Source organism: Nitrospirillum bahiense, from assembly GCF_007828025.1.
GTDB lineage: Bacteria > Pseudomonadota > Alphaproteobacteria > Azospirillales > Azospirillaceae > Nitrospirillum > Nitrospirillum amazonense.
In genome coordinates this window covers 100,882-116,757 of sequence record NZ_VITO01000009.1, presented here as the reverse complement: position 1 = coordinate 116,757, position 15,876 = coordinate 100,882, and the positions used below count along the sequence as shown (strand labels likewise).

General features: G+C 68.4%; 16 protein-coding genes. All 16 read right to left on the bottom strand.

From position 1 onward, the window contains the following. Positions 1-58: 58 nt before the first annotated feature. Genes FBZ88_RS14835 through FBZ88_RS14760 form a run of 16 tightly spaced genes read right to left on the bottom strand, consistent with a single transcriptional unit; the run spans position 59 to position 15,875 of the window. On the bottom strand, positions 59-1,630 hold the full coding sequence (locus FBZ88_RS14835) for a FadD3 family acyl-CoA ligase (protein ID WP_145617963.1): 1,572 nt from the start codon (positions 1,628-1,630) through the stop codon (positions 59-61). Next, the gene (locus tag FBZ88_RS14830; protein ID WP_145617961.1) at positions 1,627-2,793 is read right to left on the bottom strand and encodes an acyl-CoA dehydrogenase family protein; all 1,167 of its coding nucleotides are present in this window, start codon (positions 2,791-2,793) and stop codon (positions 1,627-1,629) included. Before FBZ88_RS14830 ends, FBZ88_RS14835 begins: the two co-directional genes overlap by 4 nt. Before the next feature lie 8 nt (positions 2,794-2,801). Next, a complete protein-coding gene (locus tag FBZ88_RS14825) occupies positions 2,802-4,004 on the bottom strand; it encodes an acetyl-CoA C-acyltransferase (protein ID WP_145617959.1) in 1,203 nt (400 codons plus the stop codon). Between the two features lie 11 nt (positions 4,005-4,015). Then, positions 4,016-4,474 carry a MaoC family dehydratase gene (locus FBZ88_RS14820; protein ID WP_145617957.1) on the bottom strand — a complete coding sequence of 153 codons (459 nt, stop codon included), beginning with the start codon at positions 4,472-4,474 and terminating at the stop codon, positions 4,016-4,018. A 4-nt stretch (positions 4,475-4,478) separates the two neighbouring features. Further along, positions 4,479-5,279, bottom strand: a complete 801-nt coding sequence (locus FBZ88_RS14815; protein WP_145617955.1) for an SDR family oxidoreductase — start codon at positions 5,277-5,279, stop codon at positions 4,479-4,481. Between the two features lie 8 nt (positions 5,280-5,287). Further along, positions 5,288-6,436: an acyl-CoA dehydrogenase family protein gene (locus FBZ88_RS14810; RefSeq protein ID WP_145617953.1), complete on the bottom strand. Its 1,149-nt coding sequence runs from the start codon at positions 6,434-6,436 to the stop codon at positions 5,288-5,290. A 10-nt stretch (positions 6,437-6,446) separates the two neighbouring features. After that, positions 6,447-7,358: an SDR family oxidoreductase gene (locus FBZ88_RS14805; RefSeq protein WP_145617950.1), complete on the bottom strand. Its 912-nt coding sequence runs from the start codon at positions 7,356-7,358 to the stop codon at positions 6,447-6,449. Between the two features lie 2 nt (positions 7,359-7,360). After that, complete coding sequence (locus tag FBZ88_RS14800) at positions 7,361-8,005, bottom strand: gamma carbonic anhydrase family protein (RefSeq protein WP_145617949.1); 645 nt, start codon at positions 8,003-8,005, stop codon at positions 7,361-7,363. Positions 8,006-8,009: 4 nt separating this feature from the next. Then, on the bottom strand, positions 8,010-9,161 hold the full coding sequence (locus tag FBZ88_RS14795) for an acetyl-CoA C-acetyltransferase (protein ID WP_145617947.1): 1,152 nt from the start codon (positions 9,159-9,161) through the stop codon (positions 8,010-8,012). Then, the gene (locus FBZ88_RS14790) at positions 9,154-10,227 is read right to left on the bottom strand and encodes an acyl-CoA dehydrogenase family protein (protein ID WP_145617944.1); all 1,074 of its coding nucleotides are present in this window, start codon (positions 10,225-10,227) and stop codon (positions 9,154-9,156) included. Before FBZ88_RS14790 ends, FBZ88_RS14795 begins: the two co-directional genes overlap by 8 nt. A gap of 11 nt (positions 10,228-10,238) precedes the next feature. Then, positions 10,239-11,399, bottom strand: a complete 1,161-nt coding sequence (locus FBZ88_RS14785; RefSeq protein WP_145617942.1) for an acyl-CoA dehydrogenase family protein — start codon at positions 11,397-11,399, stop codon at positions 10,239-10,241. A gap of 12 nt (positions 11,400-11,411) precedes the next feature. Then, positions 11,412-12,164: an enoyl-CoA hydratase family protein gene (locus FBZ88_RS14780; protein WP_145617940.1), complete on the bottom strand. Its 753-nt coding sequence runs from the start codon at positions 12,162-12,164 to the stop codon at positions 11,412-11,414. After that, entirely contained in the window at positions 12,148-13,251 is a 1,104-nt protein-coding gene (locus FBZ88_RS14775; protein ID WP_145617938.1) for an NAD(P)H-dependent flavin oxidoreductase, read from the bottom strand. Before FBZ88_RS14775 ends, FBZ88_RS14780 begins: the two co-directional genes overlap by 17 nt. A gap of 3 nt (positions 13,252-13,254) precedes the next feature. Further along, on the bottom strand, positions 13,255-14,166 hold the full coding sequence (locus FBZ88_RS14770; RefSeq protein WP_145617936.1) for an enoyl-CoA hydratase: 912 nt from the start codon (positions 14,164-14,166) through the stop codon (positions 13,255-13,257). An 11-nt stretch (positions 14,167-14,177) separates the two neighbouring features. Continuing rightward, a complete protein-coding gene (locus tag FBZ88_RS14765) occupies positions 14,178-14,987 on the bottom strand; it encodes a CoA-transferase subunit beta (protein ID WP_145617932.1) in 810 nt (269 codons plus the stop codon). A gap of 12 nt (positions 14,988-14,999) precedes the next feature. Then, positions 15,000-15,875 (bottom strand): CoA transferase subunit A, encoded by an 876-nt coding sequence (locus tag FBZ88_RS14760; RefSeq protein WP_145617931.1) that lies wholly within the window; start codon positions 15,873-15,875, stop codon positions 15,000-15,002. Between the last annotated feature and the right edge of the window lies 1 nt (position 15,876).

Genomic DNA, 15,876 nt, shown 5'->3' with positions numbered 1-15,876 from the left:
AATATAAGTAAACACTTACTTCAAATCGAGATGAGGATGCCACTGGCGGGCAGTTCCCTCACGAGCCGGGGCAGGCGACCTTCAGGTCCTTGCGCATGACTTTTCCGGCTGCGTTCTTGGGCAGGCTGTCGAGGAAGACGACACTGCGTGGCACCTTGTAGTTGGCCATGTTGGCCTTGGACCAGGTGATGATGTCCGCCGCCTCCGCCTGTTCCCCCGGGCGCAGCACCAGGTACGCACGGCCCACCTCACCCAGGCGGTCATCCGGCACGCCGATGACCGCCGCCATCTCCACCTTGGGGTGGGCGCAGAGCAGCTTCTCGATCTCCGCCGGATAGCAGTTGAAGCCGCCGGTGATGTACATGTCCTTCTTGCGGTCGGTGATACGCAGATAGCCGTCGGCGTCCAATGTGCCGATGTCACCGGTGTGCAGCCAGCCCTTGGTGTCGATTGCCTCCGCCGTGGCTGCGGGGTCGTCCAGATAGCCCTGCATGACGCCGAAGCCACGCACCAGAATTTCCCCGGTTTCTCCAGGAGACAGGGGCTGCCCCTGGTCGTCGGCGCAGACCACCTCCAGCCCATCCAGCGCCTGGCCACAGGTGGTGGCGATGCGGTCCACGCTGTCGCCCGCGCGGCACATGGCGATGGCGCCGCACTCGGTCATGCCATACCCCGTCACCACCCGCTGGAACCCCAGCTCCGTCTGCATCCGCGCGACGAGGATGGGGGGGACGGTGGCGGCTCCGGTGACGGCGACGCGCAACGACGTCCGGTCGGTGCCCAGCCTGTGCTGCTCGGCCAGCAGGGATTGGAAGATGGTGGGGGGGCCGGGCAGGAAGCTGACGCCTTCCTCACGGATCAGGCGCGCGACTTCCACCATGTCGAACTGGGCCAGCGGCAGGCTGGTCGCCCCCATCATCAGGGCCGCCAGCCAGCCGGCCTTGTAGCCGAAGGTGTGGAAGAACGGATTGATGATCAGCATCCGGTCGTCCGCCCGCAGGTCGACGGCATCGGACCAGGCTTGGAACAGCCTGATGGTCTGAAGGTGGCCGCTCACCACCCCCTTGGGCGCGCCGGTGGTGCCCGAGGTAAAGAGGATGTCGGATGGATCCTGGCCGGTCACCCGTGCCATGGCCTCATCGACGGCCGGGTCATCCGGTCCCGGTCCGCGCTCCAGGAAGGCCTCCCATCCCCCCGGACGGTTGCCGTCCAAGGTCACGATGCCCTGAAGGGCGGGCAGGGTCTCGCCAGCCAGCAGGGCCGGGTAGTCCACGCCCAGGAAGTGACCCATCGTCACCAGCAAGCGGGCCCGGGAACGGTGCAGGATGTCGGCGGCCTCCCGCCCCTTCAACCGGGTGTTCAGGGGGGTGAGGATGGCGCCGGCGGCCTGGGCGCCCAGGGCGGCCACGATCCATTCGATCCGATTGGGCGCCCACAGGGCGACCACGTCCCCTTTATGGATTCCCCACGTCAGATAGGCGGCTGCGGCCCGGCGTACCTGGGTGTGAAGGCCGGCGAAGGTCCAGGTGCGTCCGCCGTCGATCAGGGCTGCCTTGTCCGGCCAAAGGCGTGCGGCGCGGGCGGCGATTGCGGGCAGGGTCTCCGGCAGCACCGGGGTGGCAAGGGTCATGGCCCGCGCGCCTCCCGTGGCAGGCCCAGGGCGCGTTCGGCGATGATGTTGCGCTGGATCTGGTTGGTGCCGGCATAGATGGTGTCGGCCCGTGACATGAGGAACATGGTGGTCAGCGGCGGGAAGCGTTCCGCCGTTTCACCGATCTCCGCCGCCGGGCCGGCGACATCCATGACCAATTCGCCCAAATCGCGGTGCCAGGTGGACCAGTAGAGTTTGTAGGTATAGCCCTCCGGGCTCAACTGGCCGGACTCGGCGTTGGCCAGCAGGCGCAGGGCATTGAACCGCATGATGCGCAGGCCGATCTGCGCCTGGGCCAGGCGTTGCCTGATCAGTGGATCGGCAGCCTTGCCGTTCTCCTTCGCCAATTCGATCAGGGCGTCCAGTTCATTGCGGAATTGCATCTGCTGGGCCAGCGTGGACACCCCCCGCTCGAACCCCAGCAGGCCCATAGCCACCCGCCAACCGTTGCCGTCCGCGCCCACCAGGTCGCGGACCTCGGCTAATGCGCCATCGAAGAATACCTCGCTGAATTCCGACTCCCCCGTCATCTGACGGATGGGGCGCACGGTGACGCCCGGCTGATGCATATTTACCAGCAGGAAGGACAGGCCCTTGTTGCCGACGGACCCGGGCTCCGTCCGGCACAGCACGAAGCACCAGTCGGCGATCTGGCCCATGGAGGTCCAAATCTTCTGGCCATCGATGATGTAGCGGTCGCCATCCCGCCGGGCCTTGGTGCGCACATTGGCCAGGTCCGACCCCGCATTGGGTTCGGAATAGCCTTGACACCAGATGGCGCGGCCGGCGGCGATGTCGGGCAGGAAGCGGTTCTTCTGGTCCGGGGTGCCAAAGGCCAGCAGGGTGGGGCCCGCCAGTTCCACGCCGATATGGCCGATGCGGGCGGGTGCCCGGGCGCGGGCATACTCTTCGGCGAACACGACCTGCTGGGCGATGCTGGCGTCACGACCACCGTAGGCGGCGGGCCAGCCGACGCAGCTCCAGCCCGCAGCACCCAGGCACTGTTCCCAATCACGCCGCCGTTCGATCAGGTCGACATGGTTGTTCAGCCCACGGATGTCGCGGAACGGGCCGGCCAGTTGGCTTTCCAGCCAGGTCGCGGCCTCGGCACGGAAGCGCTCAAGTTCGGGGGTGTCGTCCATGGGCTGTCTCAGAAGATTTCGAACAGGCCGGCGGCACCCATGCCGCCACCGATGCACATGGTGACCACACCGTACTTCTCCCGCCGGCGGTGGCCTTCGACCAGCAAGTGACCGGCAAGGCGCGCGCCCGTCATGCCGAAGGGATGCCCCACGGCGATGGCGCCGCCATCCACGTTCAGGCGGTCGTTGTCGATGCCCAGCCGATCGCGGCAATACAGTGCCTGGGAGGCAAAGGCCTCGTTCATCTCCCACAGGCCGATGTCGGCCATGGTGCGTCCCGTCCGCTCCAGCAGCTTGGGCACCGCAAACACCGGGCCGACGCCCATTTCCTCCGGGGCGCAACCGGCGACCGCGACACCGCGGTAGGCACCCAGCGGTTCCAGGCCCAGGCGTTCGGCCAGCTTGGCCTCCATGAGCAACACGGCGGCCGCCCCGTCCGACAGCTGAGAGGCGTTGCCGGCCGTGACATGACGGCCCTCCTTCACCAGCGCGCCGTCCTTGTAGACCGGGGCCAGCTTGGCCAGGCCGTCCAGGGTCGTATCCGCCCGCGGGCCTTCATCAGCGCCCAGCGTCACTTCCTGGTAGGAGGTCTCGCCCGTTTCCTTGTCGACGACGGCTTTGCGGGTGGGCAGGGGGGCCAGTTCCGCCGCGAAGCGGCCGGCCGCCTGGGCCGCCACCGTACGCTGATGGCTCTGCAGGCTGAATTCGTCCTGCGCCTCCCGACTCACGCCATAGCGTTCGGCGACGATTTCCGCCGTCTCGATCATGGGGATCCACATGTGCGGCATATGAGCCAGCACCGACTGAGAACGGGTGCGGTAGGTGCTCTTGTGCTTGGTTTGGGTCAGACTGATGCTCTCGACGCCGCCCGCCACGACGACGTCCATGCCGTCGACCATGATCTGCTTGGCGGCGGTGGCGATGGCCATCAGGCCGGAGCCGCACTGCCGGTCCAGGCTCATGCCCGCCACGCTCTGCGGCAGGCCGGCCGAAGCCACGGTCAGGCGGCCGATGTTATAGCTCTGGTTGCCCTGCTGTGAGGCGCAGCCCAGGATCAGATCCTCCACCAAGGCGGGGTCGATACCGGCGCGGCGAACGACCTCCGCCACGACATGGCCGGACAGGGCGGCCGCGTCGGTGTCGTTGTAGGCGCCCCGGTAGGCCTTCCCGATGGGGGTGCGGGCGATGGAGACGATGACGGCTTCACGCATGGTAGGAACCCTCAGGGGAAGTAGCGGGAGACGGTGTCGGCGACGCAGGCGGGCTTTTCCTGCCCGTCAATCTCGACGGTCATGCGCACGACGGACTGGATGGCGCCGCCTTTGACCTCTTCCATCGCCAGGATCTGGCCTTGGCCCCGCAGGCGGGAGCCCACCCGGACGGGAGCGATGAAGCGCACCCGATCCAGCCCCACGTTGACGCCGGAAGCGAAGGACTGGATGCGCAGCAACTGGGGCAGGAACAGGTTGACCAGGCTGAGTGTCAGGTAGCCGTGGGCGATGGTGGTGCCGAAGGGGCCCTCCTTGGCCCGCACGGGATCGACATGGATCCACTGATGGTCGCCCGTGACCTGGGCGAAGCCGTCGATCCGGTCCTGGTCCACGACCAGCCATTCGGTGGTGCCGAGGTCCTGGCCCACCTGGTTCAGCAGATCGTGCGGCGTGTCCACGGTGATCGCCATGGGCTCAGGCCCGCTGGCTGGAGACGGACAGCACTTCGCCCGTCATGTAGGAGGAAAGGTCGGACGCCAGGAACAGCATGGCGTTGGCCACCTCCCACACTTCGGCCGGCCGCCCAAAGGCCTCTTGTGCCGCCAATCGCTCCAGCGCTTCCGGTGTCGTCACCTTGGCCAGGAAAGGGTGCATGGCGATGGAGGGCGCCACGGCGTTGATGCGCACGCCATGGCCCGCAGCCTCGATGGCGGCACAGCGGGTGAAGGCCATCACGCCCGCCTTGGCGGCCGCGTAGTGCGCCTGACCCGCCTGCGCCCTCCAGCCCAGGACGGAGGCGTTGTTGACGATGGCGCCGCCACCGCGGGCGTACATTCCGGGCAGGAAGGCGCGGCTCATGCGGAAGACGCTGGTCAGAGTGACATCCAGCACCCGCGACCATTGTTCATCCGTCATTTCGACGACGGACGCCTCACCACCCAGGCCGGCGTTGTTGATCAGGACGTCGACGCCATCCAGCGCCCGGTCCGCTGCGGCGCGCAGCGCTTGGACATCACTTTCCTTGGTGACATCGCACAGCTGGGTGGCCGGGCGGTGGCCCGTTTCCGCCGCCAGACGGTCAGCGGCTTCGCCCAGGCGGCGCTCATGATAGTCGCTGATCAGCAGCCGCGCGCCTTCCTCGGCGGCGCGCTTGGCGACGGCGTATCCGATCCCGGTGCCCGCGGCGGCGGTGATGACCACCGTCTTGCCCGCCAGAAGGCCACGGGCGGGCGGGTAGGGTGGGGGGGCGACGGGGCGGCGTGCTGGAATTGTCATGGGGGTCCTCACGGAATGTCATCCAGGCCCATCAACCGGGCGACCCGCTCGCGGTGATGGGCCGGGTCGCCCAGCCAGGCTGAACTGGACCAGGCGCGTTTGAAGTAGAGGTGGGCGTGATGTTCCCACGTAAAGCCGATGCCGCCGTGAAGCTGGATCGTTTCACCAGCGCAATGACGATAGGCGTCCGAACACCAGCTCTTGGCGGTGGAACACGCCTCCAGCAGGTCGGTGTCGGTATCGATGGCGGCAGCGGCGTAGAGCGCGGCAGAGCGGGCGGCCTCCACGGCCACCATCATGTCGGCCAATTCGTGCTTCACCGCCTGGAAGGAAGCGATCTTGCGGCCGAACTGCACCCGCTGCTGAGTATAGTCCACGGTGGTGGCCAGGCAGAAGGCGGCACCACCGGTCTGTTCCGCCGCCAGCAGGCCGGCGGCGGTGGCCAGGATGCGCTCCAGGACGGGGCCGGCTTCCTCGGCTGTCCCCAGGATTTGATCTGGCGCCACCGCGACGTTGTCGAAAGTCAGGCGACACAGGGGCCGGGTCGGATCCAGCCCGGGCTGGCGCTCTACCCGCAAGCCGGTGGCGTCGCGGGGCAGGGCCAGCAGGCTGATGCCCCTGGGCCCCGCGGACAGGGGGGCACGGGCCGCCAGCAGCAGGAGGTCGGCGACATGGGCGAAGGGCACGAAGCAGGATTCGCCGCTAAGACGCCATGCTTCTTCTTCCGCCCTGAGCCAGGCGGTAACCCCATCGGGGGCCGGCCGGCCCTGGGGACCGGTCAGGGCCAGGGTCGCCTTGGTGCTGCCATCAGCCAAGCCGGGCAACAGGCTCCGCTTCTGCGCCTCCGTGCCCGCGCCGAGGATGGTCTGGACACCGAGAACCGCGGTTTCGAAGAAGGGCGCCATGGCCAGCCGCGCGCCCGTCTCCTCCAACACCAGCGCCATGTCGACGGCGCCGCCCCCGATGCCGCCATAAGCTTCGGGCACCATCAGGCCAGCATAGCCCATGTCGACCGCCAGATTGTGCCAAAGTTCGGCATCCCAGCCGGCATCGGCCTCGATGGTGGCGCGAAGGCGGTCCAGGCCGGCGGCTTCCTGAAGGAAGGCCTGGGCGCTGTCGCGGATCGCGCGCTGATCGTCGGTCAAAGCGAAATGCATGGCGCCGTCCTCAGCCCGCGCCGTAGACGGGCTTGGGCGGCATCCGGGCACGCAGCAGGTCCTGGATCGCCGGGCCCAGCTCATCGGCTGCCCAGCGGGCCTTCTTGTCGATGGCCACGCTGTCGGTCCAGCCCTGGGACAGCCACAGCCGCCCGCCCTTCAACTCAAAAACCTGTCCGGTGACTTCCCGGGATTGGGCGCTGCACAGCCAGGCGACCAAGGGGGCCGTGTTCTCGGGGGCATAGATATCCAGGTCCCCCTCCTGCCGGTTCATCTCGGCGGCGAAGGCGCCCTCGGTCATGCGGGTGCGGGCATTCGGGGCGAGGGCGTTGGCGGTGATGCCGTAGCGGCCCAGTTCCGCCGCCTGTACAAGGGTCAGGGTGGCGATGCCGCCCTTGGCGGCGGAATAGGCGCTTTGCCCGATGCTGCCCTGCAGGCCGGCGCCGGAGGTGGTATTGATGATGCGGGCATCCACCGTGTGCCCGGCCTTTTGGCGGGCGCGCCAGAAGTCCACGGCGTGACGACTGGTGCAGAAGTGACCACGCAGATGCACGCGCAGGACGGCATCCCATTCATCGGGCGTGCAGGAAACAAACATACGGTCGCGAACGAAGCCGGCGTTGTTCACCACGGCATGCAGGTCGCCGAAGCTGTCCAGCGCGCATTCCACGATGCGGCCGCCGGCGTCCCAATCGGTGACGTCGTCCGTGTTGGCCACGGCTTGGCCGCCGGCGGCCCGGATCTCGTTCACCACCCGTGCAGCGGCCCCCTCCGTGGCTCCACTTTCACCGTGGGTTCCCACGCCTAGGTCGTTCACCACCACCCGGGCGCCTTCCGCGGCCAGGCCCAGGGCATAGGCCCGGCCCAGGCCGTTACCAGCGCCGGTGACGACAACCACCCGGCCTTCGCAGATACGCGACATCGTTATTCCCCATGCTCTGTGGCGGCGGCGCGGCGCCGGCGTTCCTCGGCCGTGGCGCCCCGCAGGCGCACGGCAATGGCGTTGGCGCGGATGCGTGGCCGGTCCGGTTCCGCGGCGGCCAGCGGCTGACATTCCCGCAGGTCGGTGAAGGCTTCGCGGGTCAGGCGCTGGTATTCGCCGTCCCCGGTGTTGCGCCAGGTGATCTGGTCGGGCTTGAAATGGCGGATCACCTTGGCCGGGTTGCCTGCGATCAGGCAGCCGGCCTCGAACCGGGCGTCCGGGCGCACCAGGGACAGGGCGGCGACCAGGCAGTCCTCTCCCACCTCGGCGTTGTCCAGGACGACGGCGTTGATGCCCACCAGGGTGTGCCGCCCGATGCGGCAGCCATGCAGCACGGCGCCGTGTCCGATGGTGGCGCCCAGCCCGACATGGCAGTCGTTGCCGGACGAGGTGTGGAGGGTGCAGTTGTCCTGGATGCTGCTGTCGCCCTCCACCACGATGCGGCCGAAGTCGCCGCGCAGCGATGCGCCCGGCCCGAGATAGCAGCCAGGGCCGACGATGACGTCACCGATCAGCGTCGCGCCCGGATGGACGAAGCTGCTCGGGTCTACGACCGGTACGATGCCTTGGTAGCTATAGACGGCCATGGCGTCACAGCCGCTCGATGATGGTCACGTTAGCCTGCCCGCCGCCCTCGCACATGGTCTGCAGGGCGTAGCGTCCTTGGCGCCGCTCCAACTCGTTCAGCAGCGTGGTCATGATGCGAGCGCCGGTGGCGCCCAGCGGGTGCCCCAATGCTATGGCGCCGCCATTCACGTTCACGCGGTCCGGATCTATGTCCAGTTCCGACATCCAGGCCAGCACCACGCTGGCGAAGGCCTCGTTGCATTCGAACAGGTCGATATCGGCCAGGGCCAGCCCCGTCTTGGCCAGGGCATGGCGCGTGGCGGCGATCGGGGCGGTCAGCATCCACACGGGGTCGTCGCCCCGCACGCTCATGTGATGGATGCGCGCCCGCGGTTTCAGGCCATGATCCTTCACGGCCTGGGCGGAGGCGATCAGCAGGGCGGCGGAGGCGTCGGCGTTCTGGCTGCTGACGCCGGCGGTCAGGCGTCCACCCTCCACCAGGGGCTTCAGGCCGGCCATCTTCTCCAGCGAGGTGTCGCGACGCGGCGTCTCGTCGGTGGTGAATTCCCCCACCGGAGCGATCTCGCGGGCGAAGCGCCCGCCATCGCTGGCGGCGATGGCCTTCTGGTGGCTGGCCAGCGCGAAGCCCTCCATTGCTTCTCGGGTGACGCCCCACTTTTCGGCGATCATCTCCGCAGCGCGGAATTGGCTGACTTCCTGCTTGCCGTAGCGGGCCAGCCAACCGGGGGAGGTGGAAAAGGGGTCGGGAATGCCGTAGATGCGGCCCACTTCCATGGCGGCGGAGATGGGGATCATGTTGAGGTTCTGCACGCCGCCGGCCACCACCAGCTCCTGCGTGCCGCTCATGACTCCCTGGGCCGCGAAGTGGAGCGCCTGTTGGGCGGAACCGCACTGACGGTCCACGGTGACGCCCGACACATGATCGGGAAGACCCGCCACCAGCCAGCAGGTACGGGCGATGTCGCCGGCCTGGCTGCCGATGGTTTCGGTGCAGCCGAACACGACATCGTTCACGGCACCGGGGTCGACCCCGGTGCGGGCTATCAGCGCGGCAATGGCGTGCGCGCCCAGATCGGCGGAATGCATGCCGGCCAGCGATCCCTTTTTGCGGCCGATCGGGGTGCGGACGGCGTCGATGATATAGGCTTCAGGCATGCTGGCCCTCGTTCTGGCGGGGATGATCGGGCAGGAAGGTTTGGTCGGGACCGAGGGGGCCGGCCAGGACGCGCCGTTCTACCCGCGCTTGGTGGAAGGCCGGCGTTCCCCAGACGTAAGTCAGGGCCAACGCGCGTTTCAGGAAGAAATGGATGTCCACTTCCCAGGAGTAGCCCATGGCGCCGTGCACCTGGATGGCGGTGCGGGCGGCCAGGTCCGCCGCCTCCGCCGCCACCAGCTTGGCGTGCGATATGGCCGCCCGGGACCGTGTGTCGCGGTCGGGGAAGCGCGTGGCGGCGGCATGCAGCACGGGGCGGGCGAATTCGATCTTCACCTGGACGGAGGCCAGGTGGTGCTTGATCGCCTGGTATGACCCGATGGGCTTACCGAACTGGGTGCGATCCTTGGCATAGGCGACCGCCAAGTCCACGCAGCGCTGCGCCAGGCCCAGGCACTGCGCGGCGGCGAACAGGGCACCCCGGTCGATGGCGTCCGCGAGGGGCTCGGCCGCGGTGGCGGCGCTGGCGATGCGGGTGGTTCCGCTCGGCTTCCACGCCACGTCGAACAGGCGGCGGAATGGATCGATGCTGGGACGGCGCGTCAGTGTCACCTGATCACGCGGTACCAGGTGCAGGTCGCCCTCATGGACCAGCAGCAAGGCGGCGGCCATATCGGCATCGGCGACCAGCGGGTTCAGGGGATGGCCGATCGCCAGCGTGGCGGCGCCGCTCAAGGCCTCGGCCAACAAGGGGTGCGCCGGGGCGCAGGCGGCCAACAAGGGCAGGGCGATGCCCGCATGGTCGACCAGCGGTTCGGGCAAGGCTGCACGTCCGCACGCCTGGGCAATCAGGGCGAAGTCCAGTTCGCCCAGGCCCAGGCCGTCTTGCTCCGCCGGCACCAGGACCGGCACCAGCCCGGTTTCCACGATGGCGCCCCAGCGGGCCGCGTCGCGGGGGGCTCCGTCGGTCATCAACTGGCGCAGGGCGGCGGGCGGGCAATGGTCGTCCAGCAACTTGGCGACCACGTCGGCCAGCATCTTCTGTTCGTCGGTGAGGGTGAAGTCCATCAGCCTGTTCCTCAGCGCGGCAGCCCAAGCATGCGTTCGGCGATGATGTTGCGCTGGATTTCGTTGGAGCCGGCGTAGATCGGGCCGGCGAGGGAGAAGATGTAGTCGTCCAGCCAATCGCCCGTGGGGTCGGGGGCGGCGGGGTCGGGCAGCAGTTCGGCGCGGGCGCCCAGGATCGACAGGGCGGTGCGGTTCAGCGTCACATCCAGCTCCGACCAGAAGATCTTGTTGGTGCTGGTTTCCGGTCCGATGAGCTGCCCGGCCAGGATGCGGCTGGCGGTGGCGTAGATGGACAGGGCGTAGGCCTCCGCATCCATCCAGGCTTGCGCCACCGCCGCCCGCGTAACCGCGTCGTCGGGGTCACCCTCCCGCCGGTACAGCGCCGCCAGGCGGGCGGCCGCCACTTGGTAGCGGGCGGGACTGCGCAGCATCAGGCCGCGCTCGAACCCGGCGGTGACCATGCAGATGTGCCAGCCTTGGCCCTCATCGCCCAGCCGCTGGTCCGCAGGCACTCGGACGTTGTCCAGGAAGATTTCCGCAAAGCCGACCTTGCCGTCGATGCGGGCGATGGGTTTGACCGTCACGCCGGGCGCGTTCAGGGGGAACAGCACCAGCGTCAGGCCCTTGTGCCGCTGGCTGCCGGCCTCGCTGCGGAACAGGCCGAAGGCCCAGTCGGCGAAGGCGGCGCGCGACGACCAGGTCTTCAACCCGTTGAGGACATAGTGGTCGCCATCCCGGGTGGCCGTCGCCCGCACCCCCGCCAGATCGCTGCCGGCCTGGGGCTCGGACCAGGCCTGGGCCCAGATCTCGTCGCCATTGGCCATGGCCGGCAGGAAGCGGGCCTTCTGTTCCGGGGTGCCGAATTCCATCAATGTGGGGCCCAGCAGGAAAATGCCGTTCTGGTTCACACGCCCTGGGGCGCCGGCGCGGTAGTATTCCTCCTCGAAGATCAGCCATTGCAGCAGATCGACGCCACGGCCGCCGTATTCCTGGGGCCACGTCACCATGCCCCAGCGACCCTCGGCCAGGGTGCGCTCCCAAGCCCGGTGGGCTTCGAAACCTTCCCGCGTGGCATCGAAGGAGGGCAAGGGCCGGGCGGGCACATGGGCCGCCAGCCAGGCCCGAACCTCGGCGCGAAAGGCGTTCTGCTCAGGCGTATAGGTCAGATTCACGGGGCAGGGCTCCTAGAAGGTGGCCGTCCGGCCCTTGTCGTGGACGAAGGCGTCCCGGGCGCGTTGGCTGTCCTCATGCATGTACATTTCCAAGGTGAAGCCCTGCTCCCAGCGGTAGCCCTGGCAGGGGTCCGAAGGTTCCAGCCCGTTCAGCGCCTGCTTGGCCAAGACCAGGGCGGTTCGGCTCTTGGTGGCGATGACGGCGCAGAAGGCGCGGGCCTCCTCCAGCAGGCGCTCCTTGGGCACGACCGCTTCCACCGCGCCCAGGCGATAGGCTTCCTCCACCGGGATCCGCCCGCCGGTGAAGAAGGCGGCGCGCACCTTGTGCAGCGGCAACATGCGCGACAGGAAGGCGGCCCCCCCCATGGCGCCCCGGTCGATCTCCGGCAGGGAAATATAGGCACCCTCCGCCGCGATCAGCACGTCGGAGGCGCCGGCGATGTTCACGCCACCACCGATGACGAAGCCATGCAGGGCCGACACGACGGGAACCGGGCAGTCGCGGATGGCTTTGAAGGTCAGGTAGTTGTCCCGGTTCAGCTTGACGATGCGTTCCGGATGGGCCTGCATCTCCTTGATGTCGACGCCGCCGCAGAAGCCCTTGCCCTCGGCGCGGATCAGGACGCAGCGTACCTCCGGGTCGCCCCCCGCCTTTTCCACCAGCCGGGGGATCAGTTCCCAGCCACTGGTGTCGAAGGCGTTGACCGGCGGCCAGTCGAAAACGATCTCGGCGACCCGCCCGTGGGTTTCAAGCGTGATCGGCATGGTACCTCCGGCTGTCGACAGGGGCGGGGCACAGCGCGGCCAGGCGCTCCCGCGCTTCCGCCACGATGCGGTCTATCAGGGCCTGGCAGGTGGGGATTTCGGTCAGGCGGCCGCCGACCATGCCGGTGGCCATGACGCCCTCGTCCGGTTTGCCTTCCACCACCGCCTTCTGGATCAGCATGGGGGCGCTGGCGGCCATCAGCGCCTGGTCCAGCCGCAGGCCGCCGTGGCTGGTCATGCCCCGCACCGTATGCAGAAGCTCCCCCCAGCCGGCGCCCGTCTGGCGTTTCAGGGCCAGGCCGCTTTCCAGCGCGCGCAGCCACATGCCCAGGGGGCCTGAGCGCTCAATGCGGTCCATCAGCGGGGTGCGCACCATGCGCTGGGGAATGCCGTCCAGCTTGGTGGTCAGCACGATGTCGTCGGTGCCGGCTTCCAGGTAGCGGGCCTTGGTCGCCGCCGGCACCGGGCTCTCTGCCGTCAGCAGGAAGCGGGTGCCCATGGCGATGCCCACGGCGCCGAAGGCCAGGGCGGCGGCCAGTCCACGCCCATCGGCGAAGCCTCCCGAGGCGATGACGGGCACGGTCACCGTGTCCAGCACCTGGGGCAGCAGCACGGTGGTGGGGACGGATCCGGTATGGCCGCCCCCTTCGCCGCCTTGGACGTTTATCATGTCGACGCCCAGCTGGACCATCTTCTTCGCGTGTTTCAGGGCGCCGACGGTGGGCACGCACAGGATGCCGGCGTCGCGGAAGCGGGCGATCATGGCGGCGTCCGGCCCCCGGCCGAAGCTGACGGCCCGCACCTGCGCCCGGTTGGCGATGATCGTCTCGACGATCTCGGCGGCGCCCGGCTGGAACATGTGGAAATTGACGCCGAAGGGCCGGTCGGTCAGGCGCCGCACGGCCGCGATCTTGGCCGCCGCGTCGGCGGGTGTCATGACGGCCGCGCCCAGGAACCCGAACGCGCCGGCATTACAGGACGCGGCCACCAGCGGCGGCTCCGCCACCCAGCCCATGGCGGTCTGGATGATGGGGTAGCGGCAGCCCAGCCGCTCCACCAAGGCGGTGATCAACGGATCCGGCTGCATGGCCTACTGCTCCCCCGCCTGCGATTTATTGGCCTGCGCCATGGACTTGGCGTCCAGGCCGCCCAGGCTGTTGGTGGAGGTCAGGTCGTTCTGCGCGTGGGCGAAGTGATGCATGTGGAAATGGGCGTCCGTGGCGGTGCGCTTGCCCCGCAGGTCTTCCACATGGTTCAGCGCCTGCTTGGTCAGCCAGTTGCCCAGGCGGGGCCGGCTGGCCAGTTCCGCCGCGACGGCTTTCACCTCGCCCTCCAGCTGGTCGCGGGGCACCAGGCGGTTGACCATGCCGAAGTCGTAGGCCCGCTGGGCGGGCATGCGCTCGCCCAGCAGGATGAATTCCTTGGCGATGCGCGGCGGCAGTTCGAAGCCGTGGGCGAAGTATTCCACGCCCGGGATGCCCATGCGGCCCACCGGGTCCTGGAAAAAGGCGTCGTCCGACGCGATGATCAGGTCGCAGACCCAGGCCAGCATCAGGCCGCCGGCCACGCAAGCGCCCTGAACCATGGCGATGGTGGGCTTGGGAATGTCGCGCCAGCGCCGGCACATGCCCAGATAGACCTCATGCTCGCGGGTGTAGAGCAGCTCGGCCGCCGGCTTGTTGGTGTGATCGGGCAAGAGCAGCGCCCGGTCGAAGCGGCTGTGCAGGTCGCGGCCCGGCGTGCCGATGTCATGCCCGGCGGAGAAGTGCTTGCCCTCGCCCTTCAGGACGATGACGCGGATGGCGTCGTCATCCACGGCGCGCCGGAATGCCGCGTCCAAGGCGTAGGTCATCTGCGAGTTTTGGGCGTTGTTGAAACGCGGCCGGTTCATGATGACCCAGGCGACCGGGCCGTCCGTCACGTAGCGGACAGGCTCATCCGTTTCATAACTCGGTGGCTGATGCCTGGGCTCGACCAGGTCGGGGGATGGCTGATGGGACATGGCTTCCCCTCTCACGCCGCACGCCGGTCGCCGGCAGGGTCGCCCTTGAACACCGTGCGCCGGACGTTGTTGGGGTCCAGTTGCCGGATCAGGGCCAACTGCTCCGCCGTCGGGGCGGATGTGGTGGCCACGTGTTCCAGCCGATGCAGGGGGAAGCCGGTGTTGTCCTGAACCTGGTCGAAGCTGACCCCGGGGTGCAGGCTGCGCACCTGGATCGCGTGGCCGGGCCCGCCGAAGTCCAGCACCGCCAGATCGGTGACAATCAGGCGCAGGTCCAGTCCGCGCGGCGGCTGGCCGTTCAGGTAACGGGCTGGGTTGTAGCCGGCGCTGCAAACGAAATCGACTTCGCCGGCGACAAAGGTGCGGCTGGTGTGGTTGGCGAAGAAGAAGCTATTGGGGTGGTGGACCGAGTTGCCGGGGAAGCCCCGGGCGCCCAGCATGGCCGCCTTGGGCCGGGCGTGGTCGCCGATGACGCTGATGTTGGTCTGGCCGAAGCGGTCCATCTGCACCGGCGCCACCATGGCGTGGCGTTTCCCGCCCCAGAGTGCGGAGAACACGCGGTCGTAGGGGGACCAGCCCTCGATTACCGGCGGCGTATCGGTGGCCGGGCCGGGCGGCACGGGGCTGGCGGTGTAGAAGCACTCGCCGTCCGTGGTCTGCAGCGCCGGATTGAAGGTGGTCTTCGCCAGGGCCGCAGCCAGGCGGGGCAGGGGGCCGATGCCCGTGGCCATGATTTCGCCGTCATGTCGCCAGGTTTCGGCGGCGGCGGTGATGACAAGTTCGGCGAGACTGTAGGGCGTGGGGCGCGATGTGTCTGTCATGGCGGCTCTCGCTCAATAGACGGGCTTGGGCAGGGCGGCGACGCGCCCGGCACCGCCTATGGCGTCCAGGTAGTGATCGGCACCGACATCGATGAAGCGGGCGCGGTAGTCGGCCCAGCCTTCGGGCGACGCGGCGCTGTCGGCGTAGGTCTTCAGGTGGCCAAGATCGAGCTGGTAGTCGGGGGCGGCACTGGTGGGGTGGGCGCCGAAGGGCGCCTCGGCCACGCCGCTGATCAGCGCCCGTTCGCACAGATTGAAGCGGGCGTTGTTGGCCATGTCCAGTTCGGGTGTCGGCACCAGCTTCTCCGTGGTGACGAAGACCCGCTTGGCCGCACGGGCCATCAGTTCATCAAAAAAGGGATCGGGGCTGAGCGTCAGGACATTGCCCAGCGCATCGGCCCGGTGGAGGTGCAGTAGGGTAGCATCCAAGGGCAGGGCCGGAACCGCCACAAGTTCCTCTCCATCCTCATAGGGGCTGCGCACGGTGCGGAATGCCGGCTGGCGGATGATGTCGGTGCCGATGCCGATGTGGGTAGGCAGGAAGGGGACACGCATGGCGGCCGCCCTCAGTCCCAGATGGAACATGCCTTCGTCCAGCTCCAGCACATCCAGTCCCTCCTGCCGGGCGGCGCGGAAATGCGGGTCCAGCGGGTAATGGTCCAGCGAGACGAAGGCGAACACCAGGCGGCGAAGCTTACCCGCGGCGGCCAGCAAGCCCACGTCCGGCCCGCCATAGCTGACCAGGGTCAGGTCCTTGAGCCGTGAGCGCAGCAGGGCGCGCACCAGGGCCATGGGTTTGCGCCGGGTGGCCCAGCCGCCGATGCCGATGGTCATGCCGTCGGACAACTGGTCGACGATATCGTCCAGGGTCATGCGCTTGTCGAGCATG